The sequence below is a fragment of the Vibrio sp. MarTm2 genome (genome assembly GCF_027587055.1).
Lineage (GTDB): Bacteria > Pseudomonadota > Gammaproteobacteria > Enterobacterales > Vibrionaceae > Vibrio > Vibrio sinaloensis_D.
This window is the reverse complement of record NZ_JAPPTK010000003.1, coordinates 195,333-217,401: the sequence shown is the minus strand read 5'-3', so window position 1 is coordinate 217,401 and position 22,069 is coordinate 195,333. Positions and strand designations below refer to the sequence as shown.

General features: G+C 46.5%; 21 protein-coding genes. 13 read left to right on the top strand and 8 right to left on the bottom strand.

All coding sequences use genetic code 11. The annotated features are described in order from the left end of the window. Positions 1-31 precede the first annotated feature (31 nt). Positions 32-874, top strand: coding sequence for a DMT family transporter (locus OH458_RS08540; RefSeq protein ID WP_269977996.1), 843 nt, complete (start codon positions 32-34; stop codon positions 872-874). Positions 875-888: 14 nt separating this feature from the next. Here OH458_RS08540 and OH458_RS08535 read toward each other — a convergent pair whose 3' ends face one another. Together OH458_RS08535 and OH458_RS08530 are read right to left on the bottom strand one after the other, a co-directional pair. Beyond that, positions 889-1,083, bottom strand: a complete 195-nt coding sequence (locus OH458_RS08535) for a hypothetical protein (RefSeq protein WP_269977995.1) — start codon at positions 1,081-1,083, stop codon at positions 889-891. Positions 1,084-1,209: 126 nt separating this feature from the next. Continuing rightward, the gene (locus OH458_RS08530) at positions 1,210-1,653 is read right to left on the bottom strand and encodes a prepilin-type N-terminal cleavage/methylation domain-containing protein (RefSeq protein WP_269977994.1); all 444 of its coding nucleotides are present in this window, start codon (positions 1,651-1,653) and stop codon (positions 1,210-1,212) included. Between the two features lie 1,113 nt (positions 1,654-2,766). Here OH458_RS08530 and OH458_RS08525 point away from each other — a divergent pair. Continuing rightward, a complete protein-coding gene (locus tag OH458_RS08525; RefSeq protein ID WP_269977993.1) occupies positions 2,767-3,774 on the top strand; it encodes a porin in 1,008 nt (335 codons plus the stop codon). A gap of 134 nt (positions 3,775-3,908) precedes the next feature. Here OH458_RS08525 and OH458_RS08520 read toward each other — a convergent pair whose 3' ends face one another. The 3 genes from OH458_RS08520 to OH458_RS08510 all read right to left on the bottom strand — a co-directional run bounded on the left by OH458_RS08520 (position 3,909) and on the right by OH458_RS08510 (position 6,750). Then, positions 3,909-4,403, bottom strand: a complete 495-nt coding sequence (locus OH458_RS08520; RefSeq protein WP_269977992.1) for a peptidylprolyl isomerase — start codon at positions 4,401-4,403, stop codon at positions 3,909-3,911. A gap of 117 nt (positions 4,404-4,520) precedes the next feature. Continuing rightward, positions 4,521-5,384 carry a MurR/RpiR family transcriptional regulator gene (locus tag OH458_RS08515; RefSeq protein ID WP_005469232.1) on the bottom strand — a complete coding sequence of 288 codons (864 nt, stop codon included), beginning with the start codon at positions 5,382-5,384 and terminating at the stop codon, positions 4,521-4,523. A gap of 94 nt (positions 5,385-5,478) precedes the next feature. After that, on the bottom strand, positions 5,479-6,750 hold the full coding sequence (locus tag OH458_RS08510; protein ID WP_269977991.1) for an amino acid deaminase: 1,272 nt from the start codon (positions 6,748-6,750) through the stop codon (positions 5,479-5,481). Between the two features lie 179 nt (positions 6,751-6,929). On the opposite strand from OH458_RS08510, the gene OH458_RS08505 reads away from it, so the two are divergent. The 7 genes from OH458_RS08505 (at position 6,930) to OH458_RS08475 (ending at position 15,797) form a co-directional block, all read left to right on the top strand. Then, complete coding sequence (locus tag OH458_RS08505; protein ID WP_269977990.1) at positions 6,930-8,372, top strand: N-acyl-D-amino-acid deacylase family protein; 1,443 nt, start codon at positions 6,930-6,932, stop codon at positions 8,370-8,372. Between the two features lie 59 nt (positions 8,373-8,431). Then, positions 8,432-8,824 carry a RidA family protein gene (locus tag OH458_RS08500; protein WP_038187972.1) on the top strand — a complete coding sequence of 131 codons (393 nt, stop codon included), beginning with the start codon at positions 8,432-8,434 and terminating at the stop codon, positions 8,822-8,824. A gap of 211 nt (positions 8,825-9,035) precedes the next feature. After that, complete coding sequence (locus OH458_RS08495) at positions 9,036-10,556, top strand: sodium:solute symporter family protein (RefSeq protein ID WP_269977989.1); 1,521 nt, start codon at positions 9,036-9,038, stop codon at positions 10,554-10,556. Positions 10,557-10,619: 63 nt separating this feature from the next. Beyond that, the gene (locus OH458_RS08490) at positions 10,620-11,561 is read left to right on the top strand and encodes a sugar kinase (RefSeq protein WP_269977988.1); all 942 of its coding nucleotides are present in this window, start codon (positions 10,620-10,622) and stop codon (positions 11,559-11,561) included. A 19-nt stretch (positions 11,562-11,580) separates the two neighbouring features. Continuing rightward, positions 11,581-12,210, top strand: coding sequence for a bifunctional 4-hydroxy-2-oxoglutarate aldolase/2-dehydro-3-deoxy-phosphogluconate aldolase (locus tag OH458_RS08485; protein ID WP_269977987.1), 630 nt, complete (start codon positions 11,581-11,583; stop codon positions 12,208-12,210). Between the two features lie 35 nt (positions 12,211-12,245). Beyond that, positions 12,246-14,696 (top strand): beta-N-acetylhexosaminidase, encoded by a 2,451-nt coding sequence (locus OH458_RS08480; protein WP_269977986.1) that lies wholly within the window; start codon positions 12,246-12,248, stop codon positions 14,694-14,696. Positions 14,697-14,768: 72 nt separating this feature from the next. Beyond that, positions 14,769-15,797 (top strand): lactonase family protein, encoded by a 1,029-nt coding sequence (locus OH458_RS08475; protein WP_269978269.1) that lies wholly within the window; start codon positions 14,769-14,771, stop codon positions 15,795-15,797. Positions 15,798-15,804: 7 nt separating this feature from the next. On the opposite strand, the gene OH458_RS08470 is transcribed toward OH458_RS08475, so the two are convergent. Continuing rightward, positions 15,805-16,578: a helix-turn-helix domain-containing protein gene (locus OH458_RS08470; protein WP_269977985.1), complete on the bottom strand. Its 774-nt coding sequence runs from the start codon at positions 16,576-16,578 to the stop codon at positions 15,805-15,807. Between the two features lie 120 nt (positions 16,579-16,698). Here OH458_RS08470 and OH458_RS08465 point away from each other — a divergent pair, with 120 nt between their 5' ends. Both OH458_RS08465 and OH458_RS08460 read left to right on the top strand, forming a co-directional pair. Then, positions 16,699-17,964, top strand: a complete 1,266-nt coding sequence (locus OH458_RS08465; RefSeq protein ID WP_269977984.1) for an MFS transporter — start codon at positions 16,699-16,701, stop codon at positions 17,962-17,964. Positions 17,965-18,125: 161 nt separating this feature from the next. After that, positions 18,126-19,337, top strand: a complete 1,212-nt coding sequence (locus tag OH458_RS08460) for a glycerophosphodiester phosphodiesterase family protein (RefSeq protein ID WP_269977983.1) — start codon at positions 18,126-18,128, stop codon at positions 19,335-19,337. Between the two features lie 97 nt (positions 19,338-19,434). Here OH458_RS08460 and OH458_RS08455 read toward each other — a convergent pair whose 3' ends face one another. Further along, on the bottom strand, positions 19,435-20,964 hold the full coding sequence (locus tag OH458_RS08455; RefSeq protein WP_269977982.1) for a phospholipase D family protein: 1,530 nt from the start codon (positions 20,962-20,964) through the stop codon (positions 19,435-19,437). 237 nt (positions 20,965-21,201) lie between these two features. Between OH458_RS08455 and OH458_RS08450 the strand changes: the two genes are divergently transcribed. Both OH458_RS08450 and OH458_RS08445 read left to right on the top strand, forming a co-directional pair. Then, positions 21,202-21,447 carry a hypothetical protein gene (locus OH458_RS08450; RefSeq protein WP_269977981.1) on the top strand — a complete coding sequence of 82 codons (246 nt, stop codon included), beginning with the start codon at positions 21,202-21,204 and terminating at the stop codon, positions 21,445-21,447. Positions 21,448-21,547: 100 nt separating this feature from the next. Next, positions 21,548-21,736: a hypothetical protein gene (locus OH458_RS08445; RefSeq protein ID WP_005469440.1), complete on the top strand. Its 189-nt coding sequence runs from the start codon at positions 21,548-21,550 to the stop codon at positions 21,734-21,736. Between the two features lie 111 nt (positions 21,737-21,847). On the opposite strand, the gene OH458_RS08440 is transcribed toward OH458_RS08445, so the two are convergent. Further along, the gene (locus OH458_RS08440; protein ID WP_269977980.1) at positions 21,848-22,021 is read right to left on the bottom strand and encodes a hypothetical protein; all 174 of its coding nucleotides are present in this window, start codon (positions 22,019-22,021) and stop codon (positions 21,848-21,850) included. Between the last annotated feature and the right edge of the window lie 48 nt (positions 22,022-22,069).

Genomic DNA, 22,069 nt, shown 5'->3' with positions numbered 1-22,069 from the left:
GATACTCTTCGATTAGATTACAAGGATTGTTATGCCGACCTCACTGACTCTACCCATTGCACTTATTGCATTTGCTGCCAACTCATTTTTTTGTCGTTTTGCTTTAGCGGAAGGCTCGATTGACCCTGGCTCATTTACCTTTATTCGACTTGTGTCAGGGGCGCTCACTCTGTCGATCATCTTATTGTTTCGACGTCAGTTGGAATCCTCTTTTTTTAAAAGCCGTTTGAGCTGGTGGTCGGGAATGGCGTTGTTTGGCTATGCGGTGAGTTTTTCTTTCGCCTACACCCAACTCAGCACAGGGACAGGGGCGCTGATCTTGTTTGGTATGGTTCAGCTCACTCTCGTCGCATTCCATGTTTGGTCAGGTAACCGCCTTAAATCGGCAGAGTGGTTTGGTATTGCGATTGCGATATCGGGCTTTGTGATCTTGATGCTGCCATCAGCGCAAGCGCCAAGTCTAGGCTCTGCTGTATTGATGATGATTTCTGGCGGGTTTTGGGCGGTATTTACCTTACTCGGCAGAAAAAGCGGTGTGGCTTCTGTCGCGATTACTCACGGATTTGTCCTGGCTAGCGTATTGGCTTTAGCGGTAAGCCCATGGTTGATGAGTATCCATAGTATTACATTCCAAGGAGCAACTTGGGCGCTTTTATCCGGTATTTTTGCTTCGGGGTTTGGTTATGTACTTTGGTATCAGGTGATGAAGCACATCTCCGTCTTACAAGCCTCTGTGGCTCAACTGGCGGTCCCTGTGATTGCGTTTGCCGCCGGCAGTATTGGGTTAGGAGAGCCAATCACCCTAACCGCCGTGGTTTCATCACTGCTGGTATTGGGGGGGATTGGGGTGATATTTGTGGTGAAGGGGCGATAAATGCAATGAGCCCATTATGGCTTTGGTGGAGAGCATTTGTGCTCCGAGTCAACGACAATCAATACTCCACAGCCAATAACACCGCCCACGTCGTCAGTTGCGCTGGTCGTATCTGGGTCTGGGATACCTCTTGGCTCGCTACGCTTTCCAGAAGTACAGCCCAGCAACAAAAGGGAAATGACCAAGGTACTTAGTAAGAATTTGCTCATGAGTTACGGCTCTTTCTGCGTTCGTCTTTTCGTGAATCTTCTAGCCAATCCGTTGATTGAAATATAGAGGATAGCTCGTTGTTCAGTTCGTTACCTTCTGCTTATGCAAAAACTAATTGAGCTGTACTAGCATCCGTCGGTCACTATTTGCAGTTGGAACGCCCCAGAGACCGCATCTTTGTAACGTATGTAACAGTCTGAGTACCAAACGTCGTCTCTTGTATAGCCGATAAACGCTTCGCGACCTTGATTGTTGTTTCCTCTGTTGGTGACGTACAGACGTTCGTCATCAACACTGAAAGCGCGAATTACGTTATCACTATGGGCCGTTGGGTAGCCTCGACAAACGTAAATATCATCGATATAGGCAAAACAATCTGTTTCAATTTTGCGTAATATAGACTTGGTGTTTGTATCCGCAAGAACATTATATGCATTCGCTTTTATTTGGCTCAGTGCACTAATCTTCGATTGGCTATTAAACGAAAGAAAATTTGGTAGTCCAATCACTGTAACGATGGATAAAATAATTATGACCACTATTAATTCAGTGAGTGAAAACCCTTTCATCGCTAATCCTTAAATTTGCATTACTTGCTAACGTTGCGTTGTCAACAGGGTGAATATAAATAAAGATTGCGAAAAAGGCTGCGGTCACGCGTAGAATAATATTCATACTTTTTTCCCTAAATAACATTGCGATAAAATTAAATACTTTGCTATTTATACATTGAGCTGAGAATTTCAAACCCTCGTGGACTCAATAGATCATGCAGGGTTTTCACTTTTAAATCTTTCTTTTGAACGACCTTGTTCTTTTTTGATTTACACATCAGGCACTTGTTTTTATCCGAAGAACTATAAAATTTCCTTGGAGATATTTTTACAGAGTGCCCGTTGTTGCATATCAAGGTTATTTTTACGTCGTAACCAATGAACCTTGAGACGGTGGGTATACTCCACCCTTTTTCATTCACCGCTTTCTCAAGTCTCTTTCTAGCGTCAATTTTTCTACTATTCATGGTAAACCGTCATTTAAATGGCGAACGGATTTTAACCTATGTTTTGGGATAATCTAGAGGGCCTTACATTACTTACAAAGCCATAGAGTCTGGGCATCAATGGTTTATTTGGGGGCTGTGTATGAAAGAAGCGTTAAGTGAATAAATGTGATCTCTGACCATATCAGACTTTCAGCGAATTATTTGCTTTCCAAGTGTGTGATGCATTGGTAGTTTTATGGCCAAATTGGTCTCTGTTTAACCTTACGATTGCTTACGTTAGTTATCTTGTTTCCTCTCACTTATTTCAAATCAGACCATTTGTTTTTTTGGTGGTGAAAGATATGGTTAAATGGTAATTCTAGCGGTGTAACTAAAAACTTAAATAAAAGCAAGGAGAGCAATAAAACTGTGTGTTGCTTGATAACAAGTTTACCACCCAAATATAATATTTTTTTCTTTATATATGATTGTTTTTGAGTTGATAATGGTAATTCATGTAAATGACTCTTGCCTTCTCCTTTAAAGTAAGATTTGTAATTAATTGTCAGAGTTTTGATTAAAATAAACGCAAAATTAAGATATGTAAGCGTTTGCTGATTATGTTTTTTTATTTGATAACCTAATTTCAGTTATCAAACGAATAACTAATTTTAAGAATCAAAGCAGTGGATTATATATTATGAAAAAGACTCTATTAGCAATCGCTATTCTTGCTAGCGGTACAGCATCAGCAGCAATTAATGTTCACACATCTGAAAACGTTTCTGTGGACGTTTCTGGTGCGGTTGAAGTACAAGCTTTCCAAAGCCGTTTTAATGTAAAAGAGGATGAGGCGTACAACGAAGATGTAAAAGGTCGTCTAGATGACGGTGATCTACAAATCGACATCACTGCGCCAATCAACGATGACCTTAAAGGTATCGCATCTACAGGTTGGAAATACGAAAGCAACGCAGTAGAAAACGACCTGCTGTTCGTTGGTCTACAATCTGCATCTTTCGGTACCTTGACTGCGGGTCGTCAAGCAACCATCGTTGATGGTTCTGGTATCTCTAACGATATCGAATTTGGTCTAGGTCTTTACGATTCAAACGGTGACAAGCAATCTGTATTTGGCGTGACATCTGCAGACGAAGTACTGAAGTACAAGTTCGAAAAAGACGGTTACTGGGTAGGTGTTTCTTACGCTCAAGAAAATGACGCATCAGTTAAACAAAAGAACTCTGCATACGATCTTGGTGCGGGTGCAACATTTGCTGACCTAACAGTCGCGGCGTACTACCAAAATGTATCTGCTAAAGATAAAGCCGGTAAAGGTTCTCAGAAAGCTTACCAACTAGACGCATCTTACAAGTTGGATGCACTTACTCTTGGTGCCTCTTACGCTGATTCTGACCTAAAAATCGGTTCAACTAAAGGTAGCCTAGATGTCGCTAAACTGACTGCAGCGTACACGATTGAGAAAACGACTTTCGCGCTAGGTGCAGATCAAGGCCACGTTAAAGTAGACGGTCAAAAAGTTAAGCTAAACAACTACTACGCGAACGTAACATACAAGTTTACAGACAACGTAAAAGCGTACTCAGAAGTGGGTTACCTAAACTCAGACAAGCTTGAAAAAGCACTTAAAGCTGACGGCGCTAAACTAAAACTAGGCTACGTTGTTGGTCTAGAAGTTAAATTCTAATCATCCACTGCCAAGGATTTAGAATCATCGGGCGTGTTCTCCTTTTCTTCGCCCGATAAAACTTAGCCATCTAAATTGCAATTAATGGATTAAGTTTATAGCCCCAATGCATCGCGTTGGGGCTTTTTTGATTGTTAGTTTTTGATGACTACTTTCTCAATTTTAATGGTGTCTAATGGCACGTCATCATGGCCTTTTTTAGTGCCAGTCATCGCTTTACCAATGTTGTTCACCACCTCCATACCTGCGGTCACTTTACCAAAGACGGCGTAACCCCAACCGTTATTAGTTTTCGCGGTATGATCTAAGAAATTGTTGTCATCAAGGTTGATAAAGAATTGAGCCGTTGCTGAATGCGGAGCATCGGTTCGAGCGAAGGCAATGGTACCTGTTAGGTTTTTTAGGCCTCGGTTTGCTTCGTTCGCAATCGGTGCGTGTGTCTCTTTCTCTGTCATATCTTCCGTGTGGCCGCCACCTTGGATCATAAAGCCATCGATAACTCGGTGGAAAATGGTTCCTTCGTAGAAACCTTCTTGGCAGTAGCGGAGAAAGTTCTTTGAGCTCACTGGCGCTTTTTCCATGTTGAGTTCAATTTCGATGTCGCCATAGGTGGTCGATAAGATAATCATAGTGATGAATACTCGATAGGTTTAATTTGGCCAGAGTATAGCAGTCGGTGTGGTGGAATTGCAGCGCGTTTGTAGCAAAGGCTTAGCCTGTGTTATTTGAGCTAAGCCTTAAGTGAGTTAGTCTCCTAGTGGTTGTCGGTCTAACCCGCCGCGGTAGGAGTCAAGGGCCAGCTTTAAGCGGCGCAGTTTATCGCGTGAGCGGCGTTTATGGTTGACCGCCAGTGCCATGGAAAGCACATCGACAAGCGCTAGCATGGCATAGCGCGATGCAGACGGTTTATAGATAAAGTCTGTCTCTTGGTGCTCGATAGGTAGCGTTAAATCCGCGATACTATCTAGCGGTGTCGATTTCGGGGTAATCGCAATGACTTTTACTCCGTACTCTTTAGCAAGTTCAGCGGTTTCGACAATCGCTGGGGTATAGCCTGTTGCAGAGAGCATCACAATCACGTCATTGCTGTCGGCGGTAGAGGCAATCATGCGCGACATAAGCCCATCGTTGTAGGCGACAACCGCGTAACCTAAGCGAAAAAGACGGTGCTGCATCTCTTGAGAGGCAATGGTCGAGCCGCCACCCATACCAATTGAAATGACTTGTCTTGCGCCATGTAGCCACTCGACGGCGGTATCAATGTCTTGTTCGTTGATCAGGTTACGGTTGATGTCTAACGACTGCTTAATGGATTCGTAAATGCCCTGATAACCAGTTTGATCGGGCGGCTCAAGAATAAAGCGTTGACCGACGGTGAGCGTTTGAGCCAGCTTAATCTTCATATCACGAACGTTCTTGCAACCAACGGCTTTCGCAAAACGCGTAATCGTCGCTTCACTTACTTCGGCACTTTCTGCCAACTCAGTAATGCTTGCGTTGGCCGCACTTTCAATATCGTCCATGATCAGTTTGGCGACTTTCTTTTCAGCGTCACGCAGGGCACTGAATCGCTCGGTAATGCGCGAGATAATATCGACTTCTAAACTCAAGGTATTGTCCTACTATTTTTTGTTGGAGGCGGCGCGCCATACCAGACACTTGAGCCTCCAAAATTTGCTATTCAGTATACTTAAAAATCCATGTCTAGAAACGAGTCTCTACCCAATGGGTGACATGGTAATCATCGTCACAAATTGCTATCGAGCGCCACTTATCAAGGGTTAAACATGGGTGAGAGGTTGAAAAAGCGACGATGTCACCGACATTCAGATCTGAGCTAGGATCGATTTCAATAAAAGCGTGCTGATCCATGACCGCGGTAGTGGTGGCGCTGCCTACTTCAACCTGTCGACCATGGCGGTATGCGCGTTCCGGGATCGGCAGGCCCGCGTCAAACGCGACGTCACGTTTGCCTAATCCTGCTACCAATCGGTTTGGCTCCGGTCTGGAAATGATGTGCGCCCATACTTCGAGTGACGATTGCAAGTCGCCACCGAGATCGCAGGCTGCGCCTTGGTTTTTCTCTGCGCGCGCCATCACCTTGTTTTGCGCTTCTAGGTAGATGCCAGTGTCATGAATAGCGTAGCAACCAGGGCGAATGATCGCGTCTACATCGTCTAAATTGGCCAAGCATTCCGAGACCACGTCATACCATGCTGATCCTGCTCCTGTAACGATTGGTTGAGTGTTGATGAGCTGTTCTTGTTTCAATGTGCGAGCTAACGACAGGCTGCGAGTCAGGAAGTCACGCACTAATTGCTCGGCGTTGTCACCATGAATCACCCCTTCATACACTTCAATGCCGCGCAGACAAAGTGGCGAATATTGTTGGATTAACTGAGCCAGCTCCATCACTTGCGATTCGGTTCGACAACCACAGCGACCGCCCTCGACCCCAAACTCTATGAGTAGATTCAGGTGAACTCGGCGCGTGGCAAAGAAGTGACCTAAGGCTTGGATATTAAGGGCTGAATCAACACACACATACATCTCGACATCTTGGCGTTCAATTAAGTTTGCCATGATCGCCATATTGGCTTTACCCACCACCTGATTGGCGATGATGATATGTTTCGCCCCTGCTAATGCGGCAATTTCTGCTTGAGCGGGCGTCGCAACGGTGATCCCCCAAGCGCCATGCTCTAGCTGCTGGCGGAAAAAATCCGGCGTCATGGTGGTTTTCCCGTGCGGGCAAAGTTTAACCTTGTGGTGCTGGGCAAAGCGCTGCATCCAATCTAGGTTGTTGTTTAGTTTTGAGTGCTGAATGACCGCCGCTGGCAGGCTCACTTCTTCATTGATTAAGCTGAACTTTTCTTGACTAGAGGTTGAATAAGGTTGGCTTTTTTCGCCACAGCTCGGTGGTGTGATGGGCTCGATTTGGTAGTTAATATCACAGTTTGGATTAAAGTCTTTCATCGCAAGCTCACTTCTAACATGTTTTAAGTTGTTGATTTATATTGTTTGTTGTTTTTAATATTAATTGTAATGTTAGAAACTATCAAACATTATGGGCGCTTTTGTGTGTTTTATCACTGATTTAAGTAAGGAGATTATTAGTATAGGAAGCCTATAAACGACGGACGAAAAGGTGAGCCATGGTGTTCGATACCATTATCAAAAGTGTAGAGGTCTTTGACGGTACCGGCGCTAAGCCATTTATGGCGGATGTTGCGATTTGCGGCACACGAATTGAAAAACTTGAACGTATTGGGCAACTAGAATCTGCACAAGCGAAACAGGTGATTGATGGTCAAGGTTTGGCGATTGCTCCTGGTTTTATCGATGTGCATACCCACGATGACACCAACGTTATTCGTTACCCAGAGTGCTTACCAAAGATAAGCCAAGGGGTAACCACGGTGATTGTGGGTAACTGTGGCATCAGTGCTAGCCCTGTCGTACTGCCTGGCGATCCACCAGACCCAATGAACCTATTGGGAAAGCAAGAAGATTTTAAATACCCAACGTTTGCCCGCTATGCCAAAGCGGTAGAGCAAGCGCAGCCTGCCGTCAACGTCGCTGCATTGGTCGGCCATACCGCGCTACGCAATAACGTGATGGACGATCTGCAACGCACGGCGACGGAAGAAGAAATTACCCAAATGCGAGCAACCCTCGATCAAGCGATGGAAGAAGGCGCATTGGGGCTGAGCTCTGGCTTAGCGTACGCGAGTGCCAAGCAAGCAACAGCCAATGAGGTTATGCGTCTAGCTCAAGTGTTGGGTGATCACGGTGGTATCTACACCACTCACATGCGCACAGAATTTGAAGAAATACTCGCGGCAATGGAAGAAGCGTTCGAGACGGGGAAATTTGCTAAAGTCCCTGTGGTGATTTCTCACCTTAAGTGTGCGGGTGCAGGTAACTGGGGCAGAACCGTTGAAGTGCTTAACTTGATGGACAAGGTCTCTAAGCACCAAGACGTGTCGTGTGATTGTTACCCATACTCTGCGAGCTCATCAACGCTTGACCTTAAACAAGTGACAGACGACTTCGATATTTTTATCACTTGGTCGGAGTCTCACCCGCAACACGCAGGCAAGATGCTTAAGCAGATCGCAGACGAAATGGAGCTCCCATTAATGGAGGCGGCGAAAGCGTTGCAACCAGCAGGCGCGGTTTATCACTGCATGGATGAAAACGATGTGAAGCGGGTACTTAAGTACAAGTTGACCATGGTGGGCTCAGATGGGCTTCCGAATGATCCACATCCTCATCCGCGTTTGTGGGGAACATTCCCAAAAGTGCTTGGCCATTACAGCCGTGATGAGAAGCTTTTCCCACTCGCAGAAGCGATTCACAAAATGACGGGTATGTCAGCCAAGCGCTACAACTTGCATGGCCGAGGCGAAATTCGCGTCGGGGCCTATGCTGACTTAGTTTTATTTAATCCAAACACGATTAAAGATACCGCCACATTCGAGAACCCAGTTTCCGTGGCACGAGGTATTGAATGTGTATTTGTAAATGGTGAGTTGTCTTATTTTGAGGGCAGCGTGACTAATAAACGAAGTGGTGTATTTATTTATAGAAAATAAATGACCAAATAAATAATCGAACATTAATTAAATTATTTTATATTTTACTGGAGAATATTATGTCTATTAAACGTTACGGTGTTGAAGGTGGCACAGGTACGGGTGGTCAGCATCTTCCGTTTGCTCGTGCAACTGAAGCGGGGGGATTCCTTTATGTATCGGGTCAGACACCAATGACAGATGGTGAAGTGGTTGAAGGCGGCATTGTTGACCAATCTCGCCTAGCCATTCAAAACTGTGTCGACATCATGACAGAAGCCGGCTACACGCTTGAGGATGTGGTGCATGTAAAAGTGGTACTAACAGACTCTCGCTACTTCCAGTCGTTCAACAAAGTGTTTAAAGAGTTCTTTGGTGAGCATCCACCAGCGCGCATTTGCATGGTGTGTGACTTAGTTGTGGATGTGAAGGTCGAAGTGGACGTAACCTGCTATCGAGAAGATCGCCGATAACCTCACAAAGATAGAATCTATAGCGCCGGGTTTATGTTTATCCCTGTTAATATTTTCTCGGCGCTCTTACCCTACAAAATAAATTAAAAGCAACAGCACATATAAATAGTGATCTTAATTCAAATAAATAATAGGGCTATTTGTATCTAGGAATAAAAAGTAACTGCTCGTTGTAAATAATTAAATATGGATTTTAATTAAGAGGTGTTCGATGAATAGTACACTGTTTCTCACTGGTTTTGGCGTATATGTCTTATTTTTAATCTGGCTTGGCTGGTTTGTTTCTCGTAACCAAAAGTCAGGAGAAGATTTCCTACTGGGTGGTCGTGGTCTGCCACTGTTTCTTGTTTTAGGTACGACAGTTGCAACCATGGTTGGCACGGGCTCTAGTATGGGCGCGGTTGGCTTTGGTTACGCAAATGGCTGGGCCGGAGCGCTTTATGGTATTGGCGGTGCTATAGGTATCTTGCTACTTGCTCTCTGGTTTGCCCCAGTCCGTAAACTCAACTTCATGACCATGAGTGAAGAACTCGCTTACTACGTAGGTGCAAACCGCATCGTTAAGAACGTAGTTGGTCTGCTTATCTTTATCGCGTCAATCGGCTGGCTCGGTGCGCATATTCTTGGTGGTGGGATGTACCTCGCTTGGATTGCGGACATCGAACTTAGCACGGCGAAAATGATCATTGCAGCGGCATTTACCATTTACGTTGTTATCGGTGGCTACACGGCTGTTGTGTGGACCGATACAATTCAAGCTATCATTCTCTTTGTTGGCTTCATTCTAATGGCGGTACTGTCAGTGCAGCACATTGGTGGCTTAGATAACTTATACGCCGCGATGGATCCCGCAGCGACAAGCTTCCTAGCGATTGAAAAACTCGGTCTTCTGCCTGCAATTTCTCTTGCGGTTGTGATTGGTGTCGGTGTACTTGCAACACCATCATTTCGTCAGCGTATCTACTCGGGTAAGGATGTTTCTACGATTCGCCGCTCGTTTGTTGGCTCAGGCATTCTGTACCTTTTCTTCTCTATTGTTCCCGCCATCATTGGTATGGCCGCACATGCCATTGACCCAACACTAACTAACCCGAACTTCTCGTTCCCGTACATTGCGGCAACCGTCTTGCCTGTGGGTGTTGGCTTAATTGTTCTTATCGCGGGCCTTTCGGCAACCATGTCGAGCGCAAGCTCAGATGCGATTGCGGGTGTCTCTATCTTATTGCGTGACGTGTATGTGATGTTCACAGGTCGAGTGCCAAACAAAGAGTCGATGCTGAACTACTCTCGTCTTGCTCTTGTGGTTGTGATTGGCTGTGCTTTGTTGTTCGCTCTTACCTCAAACGACATCATTAGCTACATCACTAAAATGATTTCAACGGTTATGTCAGGCATGTTTGTCTGCGGTATGCTGGGTCGCTTCTGGAAACGCTACAACTGGCAAGGTGCGCTGGCGACACTGGCAGGTGCGTCTATCGCGTCAATTGCCGTCATGATGAGCACAGACCTAACCGCATTCTGGGGCAACCCCGTTATTCCTTCATGCCTGTTTGCATTAACTGCGGGTATTGTGGTGAGCTTAGTGACACCAGCGAACCAAGTAAGCCCAGAAATGGCACGGGCAATTCTTGATGATGAGCGAGCGTTGATGGAAATGGAACTGTCCGACAAAGGCCAACTAGACGAAGACGTTTCACTGCAAAATCGTCAAGCAGTGAAGAGCGCTTCTTAAACATCCATCATACTAAATTGGGTGGTTCAGCAATGGGCCACCACACTAAATAGGTGAGCCCAAATGACACATCCAATTCATATCGCGTTCTTCGGTGAATGTATGATTGAACTTAGCGGCCTTCCTCTTAAAAAGGGTTTTGGTGGCGATACACTAAACACCGCACTTTACCTTTCTCGTCTGACTCAGCGTACCCCTATTTCAGTGAGTTACGCCACTGGGCTAGGTAAAGATGCGCTATCACAGCAGCTCATCGAAGCTTGGCAGCAAGAGGGGATTAATACCTCGTTGGTGGAGCAATACAGCGACAAACTACCTGGGCTTTACATGGTGGAAACGGACGCTCAAGGTGAGCGCAGCTTTATGTACTGGCGAGACAGCGCCGCGGTTAAAAGTTACTTCCTTAGTGCAGAGCTTAGCAAGCTTGAACAGGCGATGAAGCAACGCCGCGTCGATGCGGTTTATTTAAGTGGCATTAGCTTGGCAATTCTTTCTGATGTGTGCAAAAAGCGGCTTATTGATGCATTAAGTGATTTTTCACAAGCGGGTGGACAGGTGATGTTTGATAATAACTTCCGCCCTCAATTGTGGACAAGCGAACAAGCCAAATACTGGTATGGTCAGCTTCTTCCGTTAGTTGATATTGCTCTCATTACTGAAGACGATGATCAGTTGGTGTGGGGAGCAGACGAAAGCGTCGAGCAACGAAGCAATCGCTTAGGCTGCAAAGAAACGGTGATCAAACGCGGCTGCGAGCCATGCAAAGTGATTTGGCAGCAAGGTGGCGAAACACATCATGCTTATGTCAGCGCAGAGCAGGTCGCCAATGTGGTTGATACTTGTGCGGCGGGCGATTCGTTTGCCGCAGGCTATTTAGCGGCAAGGCTTAATGGACAATGTGCCGAAGCTGCGGCGGCGTTAGGCCATCAGCTAGCGTCAACTGTGATTCAATTTTCAGGTGCGATCATCCCGAAATCGGAAATGTCCCACCTCACTCTTTCTTAACAATTTCTGGGTAATAAAAATGAACAACGAAATGATCAACAAACTAAAACAATTCAAAGTTATCCCTGTTATTCAAATCAACAAAGTGGAGCATGCGGTACCTTTGGCAAAAGTCTTAGTGGAAAACGGCTTGCCAGTGGCGGAGGTGACCTTTCGCACAGAAGCTGCGGCTGAGGCAATTAAAGCCATGAGTGAAGCCTACCCAGAAATGTGTGTAGGTGCTGGTACGGTATTAAACGCGCAGCAGGTTGATGAAGCCAAAGCCGCAGGTTCTGAGTTTGTGGTTGCTCCCGGATTGAATCCAAACACGGTCCGTTACTGCCAAGAAGTGGGTATGCCAATAGTTCCGGGCGTAAATAACCCAAGCCAAGTTGAGCAAGCGTTAGAGCTTGGGCTTAACTTCCTAAAATTCTTCCCAGCGGAAGCGTCTGGTGGGGTCGCTATGGTGAAATCCCTGCTTGCACCGTATGTGGATGTGAGCTTGATGCCAACAGGCGGCATCGGTAAAGGCAACGTCAATGATTACCTAGCGATTGATCGAGTCGTGTGCTGCGGTGGCACGTGGATGGTGGCGCCAAGCTTGATTGAAAACGAGCAGTGGGATGAGATCGCAAAGTTAGTCCGCGAAGCGGTCGAGCATGTGGCGTAGCTCAAAACAACAGCCTTTAATACAGGACGAAGACAATGAAAAAAGCGACGTTAGCTCTAATCGTTTCGGGCTTAATGACAGGACCTGCAGCAATGGCAATGGCACCCAATACCGACTTAAACCTTATGCCTTACCCACAAGAAGTGGAGCTGGGCTCGGGCTCTGTAAGCATCGACAAAACGTTTAGCATTTTCATCAAAGGTTACGACTCTGAGCGCGTTCAGTTTAACGCTAAGCGCACCATGGAACGTTTATATCGTCAGACTGGCCTGCCAATGCTCTACTGGCAGGCGGAGTCTGAAAAAGACGCCACTTTAGTGATCGACATTCGCAAAGGGCCAAAAGATGAGGTACAAAACATTGATAGCGATGAGTCTTATCAACTTGAGGTAGAAGATGGTCAAATTCGCATCTCATCTGAACGTCCGTATGGTGCATTCCACGGCCTTGAAACCTTCCTCCAGCTTGTGACCACTGATGCGAACGGCTATTCGGTACCAGTGGTGTCAATTGACGATGAACCACGCTTTAAATGGCGCGGTGTTTCTTACGATACCTCTCGTCACTTCATTGAGCTCGACGTGATTCTGCGCCAGTTGGATGCCATGGCATCGGCAAAAATGAACGTGTTCCATTGGCACATTTGGGACGATCAAGGCATCCGAATTCAGCTAGATAATTACACCAAGCTTTGGTCTGAAACCGCTGACGGTGATTACTACACCAAAGATGAAATCCGCTATGTCGTAAACTACGCACGCAACCTTGGTATTCGTGTCATTCCAGAAATTTCACTGCCAGGTCACGCATCAGCAGTTGCACACGCTTACCCTGAACTGATGTCTGGCATGGGCGAACAATCTTATCCGCAGCAACGTGGTTGGGGGGTGTTTGAGCCATTAATGGATCCGACAAATCCAGAGCTTTACACCATGCTTGCGAGCGTGTTTGATGAGGTGGTCGAGCTGTTCCCTGATGAATATTTCCACATTGGCGGTGATGAGCCAAATTACAAGCAGTGGAAAGAGAACCCGAAGATCCAGCAGTTTATTGCTGACAACGATTTAGATGGTGAACGCGGCTTGCAATCTTACCTCAACACTAAGGTTGAAAAGATGCTCGAAGAGCGTGGTAAGAAGATGTCGGGTTGGGATGAAATATGGCACAAAGACTTACCCAAATCGATCGTTATCCAAAGCTGGCGTGGGCATGACAGCATCGGTCGTGCAGCGAAAGAAGGCTACCAAGGCGTACTGTCTACCGGTTACTACCTAGACCAACCGCAGCCAACCAGCTACCACTACCGCAATGACCCAATGCCAAAAGGCATCACGGTGGATGACACGCTACGCAGCGGTGAAAAGTTCGAAACGTACGACTGGGTGAAGCCACGTAACAAGGGCGGCCCACGTAAAGGTGATCTCACCATTATCGAAGCAAAAGATGGCTCTTTCCGCGCATTTACCGACTATAACGGCAAATCTCGTGAAGAGGTGCATATTCTAGAATACGTACCTGGGGTTAAATTCCGTGGTCACTTCGATAACTTCATGTCATACACAGAATTCAACTATCAATTTGCAGGTGGCAAACTGAAAGAGGGCAGCTACCAGATCATTGGTAATGTTCGCTGGCCAGCAACGGGTGAATTGGTCGCAAGCAGCGCAACCACAGGCAGTGTCATTCCAGAGCCAAATGGCGGCTACCCAGCAGAGCTAAAAGGCGATGAAAAGGACCTAATCTTAGGTGGTGAAATTACCATTTGGGGTGAGAACCTAGATTCCATGACCATCGAGCAGCGTCTATGGCCGCGCAGCTATGCGATTGCTGAGCGCTTATGGTCAAGCCAAGAGCTCACGGACGAGCGCAGCATGTACCAGCGCATGAGCGTAATGGACACTTGGTCTGAAATCTCTTTAGGTCTGCGTCACCACGCGGATGCGACGATTATGCTGAAACGTCTGGCCAATGGTGCTGATGTGACGCCGCTACAAACGTTGGCCAAGTACATCGAGCCTGCTCAGTACTACGCGCGTCACTGGGAAAAATGGATTTCAACGCCAAACAAAGGCGATCTCTACAACCAGTATGAACGTCTAAACCGCTTTGCGGATGCCTTGCCGGTAGAGAGCTTAGCTGTGTATGAGATGAACGATCTTGTTGAAGCGTTCGCAAATGGCGACAAAGCGGCACTAGACAAACTTGCGATGCATTACCAAGTTGTGTCGTTGGCGGCACAGCAAGCGAAACCCATCTTTGCCAACAACATAGCCTCGGTTGAGACTGTGAAAGTGACAGATGCGACGGTTAAAGTTGCGGAATTGGCAAACACCTTGGTTGAGATTGCCAAGCAAGGGAAGACGATTCGTCAGGCGGATGCAGCCGAATATCAAGGTGTGATTAATGATAACGCCATCATCCTTGATGAAACGATTGTCGCCATCGTTAAACCAACAGAGCGTTTGCTTCACATTTTAACCAAGTAGTCGTGAAACCATTTGCCGCTAGCCTGCGCTGGCGGCATTGTGCTGGATAACATTCTTATTGGAATCATGATGATGCAAGCAAGTAACCACTTACTTTTTTATGTAGGAACCTATACCGACTCACCCAGTGAAAGCCAAGGGATCGGAATGGTCAGCCTAAACCAAAACAGCGGTGAACTGATCCGTTTAGAGGACGTTTATCCGTTGCGAAATCCCTCTTATCTAACCCAAACTAAGTACGCCCTGTATAGCTTTTCCGAAGTGGCTCAAGAAGATGGAGCCCAGCTCGTATGTCTGCAAGATAAAGCCGCCTATTCAGTGCCGATTGAAGGTGATTACCCATGTCATGTGGATGTGTCAGCCGATGGGCAGTATCTCGCGGTGGCAAATTATGGTTCAGGCAATGTGAGTATTTACTCTCTCGATAGCCAAGGTATCGCGACCACTTTAGTGGCTAACTTGTTTGAAGATGGGCAAGGCTCCAATAAAGACCGCCAGCTTTCACCTCACGCGCATCAAGCCGTGTTTCTAAAGCATCAACCCACACTGGCGACCGTCGATTTAGGCAGCGATGCGGTCCGTTTTTATACCATTGAGCAAGGTGAGTTTTCACTCGCTCAGACGGTCGCGTTTCCGCCGGGATCAGGGCCACGTCATTTGGTGTTCAATCACGCTGAAGATACGGCGTATGTCGTGTGTGAGCTAAGTGAAACCTTGGTGGTATTAACGCAGAAAGAAAGTGGTTGGCAGATTGAACAACAATTACCGCTATTGCCCGATAGTGAGGTTGGGCAAGCTGCGTCAGCAATAAAACTCTCTGCTGATGAGCGCTTTGTTTATGTCTCTTGTCGTCACCAACATCAGATTAGATGCTTTGATGTCTCTGGTGAAAAAGCTCAATGGCTATTTGGCTCAGAGTGTGGTGGAGCATTCCCGCGTGACTTTACTCTTTCATCATGTGGAGAGTGGGTGGTGGTGGCCAATCAGCACTCCAATAACCTAGTCAGTTACCAACGAAACCCAAATGACGGCACATTAACGTCAACCGGCTATGAGTGCCAAATCGATAGCCCTGTCTGTTTAGTCGAACAACCTAAATAACGTCTGTTTAGGCTGACGGCTCTGTCAGCCTAACAATATTAGGGAGTTCAGCGTGAAATGCCCCTTCGGCACCCATAAAGCCAAAGGTATAAGGTGTCACTTTTAACCCTTTTCTTGCCCGTATATCTTGGCTTTCTCGAAGTAAGTTAAACATCCAGTCTTCTAGCTTTTTGTTGATCTCTTGGAACTCTTGGTGAGTTAGCTCTGCTTTTAAGCTAATTAAAAACGCTTGGTCATCGTCGACGGGAATGTTGATCACCCGCTTTTGTAATCCTGAAAGCACCTTCGCGCTGAAAAACTCAGGGTATTTAGCGCCTTGCTCAAAAGCGGTGTGGCCGGGAGCTATTAGTTTACATTGATTGAGAGACCCAAGAGAGACTAAGCCTGCTTGCTCTAACTTTCGTAAGTAAAGGTGAATGGAAGCGGCATCGAGTTGATAACGCTCGGCAATATCATCGACAGTCTTGTTCTCTGCCAGTTCACTCCAAAAGGTAAACAGCGCTGGGCAAGCGTAAAAAGCAGCATCTTGCTCTGGCGTAAATAGAGGAATGGCATGTAAGTTTTTTTCCGCTTGTTCAAGCAGCTTAGAAAGAGGAAATTCAAGCCACTGACTGATAGCGATCAAGCGCTGTATCGACATGGGTTGAGCATTGTTCAGTAGCCTTTTGACACTGACTTCCGAGATGTCTAATTCAGCGGCTAAATCTTGATACGACGCGCCTCGACTCTTTAGTTTCTGCTTCACCAAATTACATACTTCTTGAGCGAGCTGCTGATCCATATTGGCTCCTAATCTGCCATTCGATACCTTGGGTATCATATTAGTGATCTTTTGGTGTTTTGATTGAGATTAAAGGTCGTTATGAGATTCTTTTCTCACTATTTCGCTCAGGGAAGTGCCATGTCTCAACAGCAATTGATTCGATGCTATGCCACCCAGCAAGCATTTCACTGGTTTATCACTGGGATGCTCATCCCGGTTTTAATTTTGATATTTCAATCTCGTGAGCTGAGTTTGACTGACATCGGTTTGGTGATGGCGGTATGGATTGGCACCACCACCTTGTTGGAGATTCCCCTAGGCAGTGCCGCAGACCGATTTGGCCGACGTAAAACCTATTTGCTTTCTTTGTTGCTGAGTATGTTGGGGGGCTTGGCCTTATTGTTTGCATCAACAATGACCTCGGTGCTCGCCAGCGCGATATTGCTTGGAGCAGCTCGGGCAGTTTATTCCGGTACGTTAGATGCTTGGTTTTATGATGCTTATCAGCTCTCACCCGGGCCGCTTTCTTATCATGATGCGCTGGCGAGAATAAACCTTATGGTCACAGTTGGGTTGGCGCTAGGTTCGTTGGTCGGGGGCGGGTTGCCTGATGTTGCCTTGCATCATCATCAGTGGTTTGAGTCAAAATATGACCTTAATCTGCTCCTCATTGTTGCGGCAACAGGTGTCCTTTTCATGGTGACCTTAACGCTTATTCCGAGCGAAGCACCTCCCTTGACTCAACAGAAACCCTCGCAGCAAAATTCGCTACTTTCTACCTGCGTGCAGGCGCTGAACGAGGCATTTCGTCACGATGTATTAAAGCGAGTGATGCAAACGACCTTGGTGTTTGGCGTGGTATTAAGTAGCGTCGAAAACCTTTGGCAGCCATATCTAGCCAATATTATGGGCGATGATACGGCCAGCACCTTGATTTATGGGGTTATCTCGGCACTCTACTTTTTAATGGCGGCAGCGGCTTCTTGGTGCTCCGTCAAGGTGTTACGTTGGCTTTGTGGCTCCCATCGAATGTTGCTTTTTGCCAGCCGCTTATCTGCTGGTGTGGTGTTGCTGTTGGTGGCGACAACAACGCAAGTTGCGAGCTTTTCTCTTGCTTATCTGGTGTTTTTCTTCCTTTTTACCTTGGGTGAAAACTCGCAAATGGTACTCGTCAATGACAATACTAAGGCCGAGTTTCGTTCGACTATGCTCTCGATCAGTTCCTTTGTTGTCACCAGCGGTGGAATGATCGCGTCGTTAGGGTTTGGCTATTTATCGGATCACTTTGGCATTTCAGCCAGTTGGAGTGTTGCGGCGTTGCTGCTGGTGGTATCGTCTTTTGGCTTTATACGAATTCCAGCACAAATGTCTCGAACTAACGGCGTGGTGGAATCGGGTCGATAGGTTTGATTCACGGCTTTATCATTGAAACGTCATAAACTTTTTACAATTATCTGTTTGAGTTATAGGCGAAAAGTTTTGCTGTGTTGTATGCCATTCGATGCGTAACCATGTCAAAACCAGAACAATAAAACATAATTCGTTTCCTCAAGGAGAAACAACAGATGAAACAGATCCTAACCAGTGGTATTGCGCTTTTGCTTGGTATGAGCTCAATGGCTATGGCGGCGAATGAACCTGCACAAGTAGGTCCGCGTCCTTTGTACTTGGTCAGTGACATGGAAGATGGTCCTCTGAAATCAAAATTAGAAAGTTGCAGTACAGGTCCTTTTTATCGCAGCGATTTTTCGATTGGTCACCGCGGCGCGGCAATGCAGTTTCCAGAGCATACTAAAGAGTCTTACCTTGCGGCGATTGCAATGGGAGCGGGGGTTCTGGAGTGTGATGTGACCTTTACCAAAGACAAACAATTGGTTTGTCGCCACTCGCAAAGTGATCTGCACACAACAACGGATGTGCTCGCGCACCCTGAATTGGCGAAGAAGTGTTCTGTTCCGTTCAAACCTGCCAATCCAGAAACTGGCGAAGATGCCCAAGTAGAGTGTCGTACGTCAGACTTTACCCTCGCGGAGTTCAAGACTCTCAAGGGTAAAATGGATGGCGCGAACCCGAAAGCCACCACGATTGAAGAGTACATGAATGGCACTCCAGGCTGGCGCACCGACTTGTATTCGCAAACGGGTACATTGATGACGCATGCGGAAAGCGCGGCGCTGTTTAAAAAGCATGGTGTAAAAGTCACACCTGAGCTGAAATCAGCGGCGGTAGAAATGCCATATCAAGGCTTTAGCCAGCAAGATTATGCTCAAAAGTTGATTGATGAACTCAAAGCAGCCGGCTTCTCTGCGAAAGAGGCTTACGTGCAGTCATTCAATCTTGATGACGTGAAGTACTGGATTAACAACGAGCCTGAGTTTGGTCAGCAAGCGGTCTATCTTGATGATCGCGTCTATAACCTAAAAGACTTCACGGCGACGCTGGACAACATGAAAGCGCTCTCTGATCAAGGCGTTAACATTATTGCGCCTCCTCTTTATGCGCTGATTGATTTAGATGAGAAAAACAGCATTGTTGCCTCTGAGTATGCCAAGCTGGCAAAACAAGCGGATTTGGACATCATCGCGTGGACGCTAGAGCGTTCAGGGCCACTTGCGCAAGGTGGTGGTTGGTACTATCAAAGCGTTACCGAGCAGATCAACCAAGATGGCGACATGATGAAAGTGTTGGATGTGTTGGCGAAAGATGTCGGCGTACTGGGCGTGTTCAGTGACTGGCCTTCAACAGTCACTTACTACGCCAACTGTATGGACATCTAACCGCGGCCATAGATGAGAAAAGCCCGAACCATGTGTTCGGGCTTTTTGGTTTAGAGCTGAGATGAACCAATTTGTTGGTTTAGTTTGTCAGCCTTACTTAAAGGTATTTTTCTATCGGCAGCAATTGTAGGAAGTAAGATTGGAATCGAGGCCATTTTCCCGTGTCTGGCTCACGACTTAGGCGTCGCTCTCCCGATTGCCAATACACATCACCTTCTTGCAAGTGCAACGACCAGCTGTGCGTTTCATCCATCGCATCACTAATCGTCTCTGCCAATTCTTTGGCAACCGTGGGGCTGTCGATGACTAGGATCGATTCACTGTTCAAGTAAGTTGAGCGAAGATTGAAATTAAACGAACCAATCACTGAAACCTGCTTGTCGAAGACAGCCGATTTTGAATGAAGACCGTAGCTCGCCTCTGGTGCACACTTGCGGTTATCTTTGGTTGAAGTGAAACAAAGCGAGCTATCAGGTTGGAGCTCAAACAGCTGCACGCCATGTTCCAACATATCTTCACGTCGGCCGGCATAAGCGGAATGGTTGGTGACCAGATCGTTCGATGCCATCGAGTTGGTTAACGCCTTAACATCAACGCCACGCTCGCTGAGTGTTTGCCAATTGTCCAGTTGGCGATCGTCAAACACCAAATAAGCTGACTCAAGAAGCACCTCCTCATGGGATTGTTCGGCAAGTTGGCTTAGATATTTTGCTGTCCTTTTGGGCTCGGTGGTGTTGTTTTCATCACTTGGTACAGGTCTGTCGGCAATGTAATGGGCTTGTACTGTGGTCATAGAGCCAGTGAGCTGGGTTAACAACTGCTTCGCTGCCATCGGCTCTGTTGGTAGCGGAGGGTACGCGAGATATTCAGGAACGGTCACCAGTTTGAGTACTGAAAGGCTGATGTCTTGATCTTCACCAAGTAAATCAACTGGGTAAGACCAACGACTATCCCAATATTGGTCGAAGCTTGCTTGAATCTCTTCAACCACGTCACCTATCACCAATGCGTCTCGATCGCGAAAGTTAATTTCATCGGATAAATCGAAGTACTCGTCGCCAATATTGCGACCGCCGACCACAGAGAACGCGCCATCAACGGTGAAGGATTTGTTGTGCATACGGCGGTTTAAGCGTGAAAAGTCTCCCAATACATTGAGCCATTTCGCCACACCGCGGCGGGTTGGGATTGGGTTGAAAACGCGTATTTCAACGTTGGGATGGGCGTTGAGTTCGATTAAAAGCGACTCGCGCTCATTGAGGTTAATGTCATCGAACATGACACGCACGTTCACGCCACGCTCGGCGGCAGCCAATAAACGGCTGGCAAGATATGCGCCTGAAACATCGGAGTTCCAGATATAGTATTGAATGTCTATGGTGCGCTCTGCCGTTTCAACTAACGCCAATCGCTGAGCAAGGGCATCCCACCCTGATTCCTGCAACAAAACCGCGCTCGAAACCTCGGGCCGATCTTTCCAATACTGGTCATTGAGCCTTGATAACTGGGTGTCGGATGGTAATGGGGCCGTGGAAGGAGTGTGGACGATGTCATCGGGAAGCGTGCCACAGCCAGCTAAAAGGCTGACAATAAAAAGTTGAGAAGCTAAGCGCCTAAGCTTAATCATGAATGCGCGTCCTTGGGGATAGTTAGAGCAATCGCGTGAGTCTTGACTCCAGTATAACAAAAACCGAATGGGGTTAGGTTTGGCGCTTTTGAGGAAAATGAATGGCTATGCAATCAGGTTATTATTTTGCTAGGCAATAATATGTGCTTCATTGATTAAAATCACATCAGCGGTCAAGTAAATCCAGTACTATCGGCGCAAAATAATAGTCATTATCAAATGAAAGCAATGAGTCCCATGAAGCAATCTGCACTCGATTTACAAACCATAGTCGAAGCTCTGTCGAAAGTAGAAAGAGCAAACAATGTCGATTTATGTCCGTTGAAAACGTCTATTTCCAACATGCCAGTGGATACACTAAAGACCTTTGGTCGTATTGGTCATCAAGATTCCATTGACGCACGTTACAAGATTTTGAGCGAAGGCTTTCCTAATCTGAGCCACCAAGTCAACTACCTGCTTGAAGCCTCTGTGCTTCTTTAACGCTTCAGTCGCAGTGACTTATATGAATTCCTTGTATTACTAATAAAATTGTCATTTACAAACTAAACTTAAGTTGTGCTTAAGTAGTTTGGAGGTAAGCATGGATGTTCTGATTCAATTCGATGAGAAGGGGATGTACCAAAACAACCCTTGGGATATACCGGTGCCTTATCAGAAAGGGGAAGTACACTTAGTGAGCCCGCTCTCTGCTATGGTATTGATAGATCAAGCTCAGGCGCATCTCTACCTCAATGATGAAGACCGACGCATGACACTGTTAGAAAAGTAACGTGCGATTTACTTAATTGCAGGCGAGCGAGAAGCGGGGCATTAACCAGTGAGGTGTCGCCCTGCTTTTTTATGCCGCTCAACCGTGAATAACGAGACTCTGTTAAAAGGGTTACTTTGGTAAAGTGTCTACAAAGGTATCGTCATCATCTGGCTGCGGGGATGGGTGTTGCTTTTGCCAGTCAGGGTTGTTATGTATCGCTTCAATCAGCTCTCTATCAAGCCGCGCAAAATACAAATCTTCCTCTGCCTTGCCACGCAGTCTGAGTTTTTCCGTAAAGTCCATATTAGCCTCCTGCGGAATCTTTCACTCCCACACTAAGTATAGTGGGTC